Source organism: Brevundimonas sp. CURTG3B2_SDJG (assembly GCF_057364705.1).
Window position 1 is genome coordinate 1 of the sequence record NZ_JBNFOJ010000316.1, and the last position, 3,134, is coordinate 3,134.

Sequence of the window (3,134 nt, forward strand, 5' to 3'; positions counted from 1 at the left end):
CCTCGGCGTCGTCCAGCGACCCGCCCGCGTCCAGCACGCCCACGCCCACGGCCCGGTACAGCAGCCCCGTGTCCAGGTGCGGCAGCCCGTATTCGGCCGCCAGCCGCGCGGCGATCGTCCCCTTGCCCGAGGCGGCGGGCCCGTCGACGGCGATGACGAGGTTCGTACTCAAGATCGGCTATTCTCCGCAGCTTGCCGCCAGCCGACGTAGGCCAGAAACACGGTGAAGCCTACCGCCGTCAGCAGCGCGATGCAGAAGAAGGCGAACACGGCCCAGTAGGCCGCCGGATTGTCGGCCAGATGCAGCGACGGCCCGCGGCGGCCGGGGATCACGCCCCTGTCCAGGATGACCAGCAGCTCCGTTCCGCCCCGCCAGCAGCCCGCGCCCAGCAGCGTCGCGAGGATCCAGGTCGTCACGGCCTGGAAGGCGCGCCGTCCGAAGGCGCGGCTCACGTCCAGTCCTTCCAACGGACCAGCACCAGCACGGCGAGCGCGGCCAGGCCCAGCCACAACAGGCAGGCGACCGCGTTCAGCGTCGCCGTCGAATAGTAGAAGAAGTCGCCCTCGGCTCTGAGATAGCGAGCGCCATGCTTGCCGGTCATGACCCCGGTCCGCAGTCCGTCGACGACCCGCAAGCCGGTGAACCCCGCTCCGCCCAGGCAAACCAGCAGGCCGGCGACCGCGACCGCCCGACCGAGTCCCTCGCGCAGGGTCACGCGATCTCCGCCCCTAACCCGCGCATCATCTCCACGAACCCCGGGAAGCTGGTCGCGATCATCCCCGGCTCGTCCACCGTCACCGGTTCCTCGGCCGCCAGGCCCAGCACCAGGTGGCTCATGGCGATGCGGTGGTCGTGGGCCGTATGTACGGTCGCGCCGCCCCGCACCGGGCCGCCGGCGACGATGAAGCCCTCCGGCTCCTCCTCGACCGCGACGCCGCAGGCGCGCAGCCCGGCGACCATCAGCGCGATCCGATCGCTCTCCTTGACCCGCATCTCGCCGACGCCGCGCATCACCGTCGTTCCCTCGGCGAAGGCGGCGGTCGCGGCCAGGATCGGATATTCGTCGATCATCGAGGCGGCGCGGTCTTCCGGCACGACCACGCCCTTGAGCGCCGAATGCCGGGCCGTGATGTCGCCGACCTCCTCGCCCCCGGCCATGCGCCGGTTGGTGATCGTCAGGTCCGCGCCCATCTCGCGCCAGGTCTCGAACAGGCCGGTGCGCAACGGGTTCAGCATCACCCCTTCGACCGTCACCTGCGATCCGGGAACCACCAGCCCCGCCGCCAGGGGGAAGGCCGCCGACGACGGGTCCCCCGGCACGGCCACGGCGGTCCCGGTCAGCGCCTGGCCGCCCTTCAGCGTCACCCGCCAGCCCTCGCCCATCGGCAGGACCCCGACCTCGGCCCCGAAGGCCCGCAGCATGCGTTCGGTATGATCCCGACTGCGTTCCGGCTCCTCGACCGTGGTCACGCCCTCGGCGTTCAGCCCGGCCAGCAGGATCGCCGACTTGATCTGAGCCGAGGCCACGGTCTGCACATAGTCGATCGCCGTCAGCCCGCCGCCGGACAAGGCGACCGGCAGCCGATCCTCGTCGGCCTTCCACTCGAACGTCGCGCCCATTCCGGCCAGCGGCCCGGCCACCCGCTTCATCGGCCGCTTGCGCAGCGAACCGTCGCCGTCGAACGTCGCCGCGACCGGATAGCCCGCCGCCGCCCCCATGAGCAACCGCACGCCGGTGCCGGCGTTGCCGCAGTCGATCACGCCCGCCGGCGCCTGGAAGCCCCCCGACCCGTCACCCGCCAGCGCCCCTCGCCCAGCCGCTCGACGGTGGCGCCGAAGGCCTCGACGCCGGCCGTCGGCCAGGATGTCCTCGCCCTCCAGCAGCCCTTCGATCTCGGTCACGCCGGTCGCCATCGCGCCCAGGATCAGCGACCGGTGCGACATGCTCTTGTCGCCGGGCGCGCGCGTGGAGCCCTTCAGCGCGGGGCTGCGGCGAGCGGTCAGATGGGATGGGGTCGTCACCCGGCGGTCTCCGGAACGGTCAGGGGGCGCGGGCGGCGCGGAGAACGCTTTTGACAGCGGCCCTCAGGGGTGGCAAGGGAGCCGCCCGAATTCCCCTACCGTGCGAGGCGCCCCCGTGGCCAATCCCGAACTGGGCCAAAAGCAGGTCTGCCCGAACTGCCAGGCCAAATTCTATGACCTGGGCCGTCGCCCGGCCCACTGCCCCAAGTGCGGCACGGACTTCGATCCGGAAGAAGCCCTGAAGCTGCGCAACCGCCGCGGCCGTCCGGCCGGCTACCCGGCCGATGACGAGGCCGAGGATCAGGTCAAGGACAAGTCGGCCGACGGCGACGAGGACGAAGAAGAGGCCGTCGCGACGCCCGAGATCGACGAGGAAGGCCACGAGCCGATCCTGACCCCGGACGACGACGACGAGACCCCGGTCGACCCGACCGAAGAGTCCGGCATGGGCGAGGCCGGCGAGGACGACGACGTCCTGGCCGACGATGACGACGACGATTCCGTCCCCTTCATCGAGGATGAGGACGACGACGCCTTCGAGGAGGACCTGATCACGCCGTCGAAGGACGAGGACTGATCCCCTTTGGGAGCGCGAAATCGGCGTTCGAGCGGAGCTTGGGCGCTGATTTCGCACCCCTTTTCGTCGACCTGGCGGACGGCGAAAATAAATCCGGAACCGGGCTTGATCGCAAATCGGGCCTGACATAGGTTCCGCCGCCTCGACGGGGGGCCACACCAATACCCCCGGCGATCCGACCGAAGGCCCAAGGCCAGACGTTCGGGGCTATAGCTCAGTTGGTAGAGCGCTTGAATGGCATTCAAGAGGTCAGCGGTTCGACTCCGCTTAGCTCCACCACGAAGGCCCCGCGGGACACCGCGGGGCCTTCGCCACATCCAGCTCAACGCAGGATGAAGGCTTCGACGATCACGCGCCGGTTCGAGGCCAGATCGCCGGGGAACATGGTGGATTCTCCGCCGCCGGACACCGCCATCACCTCGACGCCGCGTTCCCGCAGGTAGGCCGCCGCCGCCTCGGCCCGCGCCTGACTGAGCGCCCGGTTGCGGTCCGGCCGCCCCTGTTCGTCGGCGAAGCCCTGCACCGTCATGCGCG

The 3,134-nt window shown here is 70.6% G+C and carries 6 protein-coding genes and 1 tRNA gene; 2 read left to right on the forward strand and 5 right to left on the reverse strand.

The features are described 5' to 3' along the window. The 4 genes from AC2W7C_RS15765 to aroA form a co-directional block, all read right to left on the reverse strand. Positions 1-172 (reverse strand): (d)CMP kinase (locus AC2W7C_RS15765; protein WP_486002254.1); only part of this gene is annotated, 172 nt, incomplete at its 3' end. Next, positions 169-453 carry a hypothetical protein gene (locus AC2W7C_RS15770; protein WP_486002250.1) on the reverse strand — a complete coding sequence of 95 codons (285 nt, stop codon included), beginning with the start codon at positions 451-453 and terminating at the stop codon, positions 169-171. The genes AC2W7C_RS15770 and AC2W7C_RS15765, both read right to left, overlap by 4 nt. Next, entirely contained in the window at positions 450-716 is a 267-nt protein-coding gene (locus AC2W7C_RS15775) for a hypothetical protein (RefSeq protein WP_486002251.1), read from the reverse strand. Before AC2W7C_RS15775 ends, AC2W7C_RS15770 begins: the two co-directional genes overlap by 4 nt. After that, entirely contained in the window at positions 713-2,023 is a 1,311-nt protein-coding gene (gene aroA, locus AC2W7C_RS15780) for a 3-phosphoshikimate 1-carboxyvinyltransferase (RefSeq protein ID WP_486002252.1), read from the reverse strand. The genes AC2W7C_RS15775 and aroA overlap by 4 nt, the downstream gene beginning before the upstream one ends. 115 nt (positions 2,024-2,138) lie before the next feature. Between aroA and AC2W7C_RS15785 the strand changes: the two genes are divergently transcribed. Both AC2W7C_RS15785 and AC2W7C_RS15790 read left to right on the forward strand, forming a co-directional pair. Next, positions 2,139-2,600: a TIGR02300 family protein gene (locus AC2W7C_RS15785; RefSeq protein ID WP_486002255.1), complete on the forward strand. Its 462-nt coding sequence runs from the start codon at positions 2,139-2,141 to the stop codon at positions 2,598-2,600. A gap of 203 nt (positions 2,601-2,803) precedes the next feature. Beyond that, positions 2,804-2,879 (forward strand) — tRNA-Ala (locus tag AC2W7C_RS15790). 43 nt (positions 2,880-2,922) lie between these two features. On the opposite strand, the gene AC2W7C_RS15795 is transcribed toward AC2W7C_RS15790, so the two are convergent. Continuing rightward, positions 2,923-3,134 (reverse strand): OmpA family protein (locus tag AC2W7C_RS15795; RefSeq protein ID WP_486002253.1); only part of this gene is annotated, 212 nt, incomplete at its 5' end.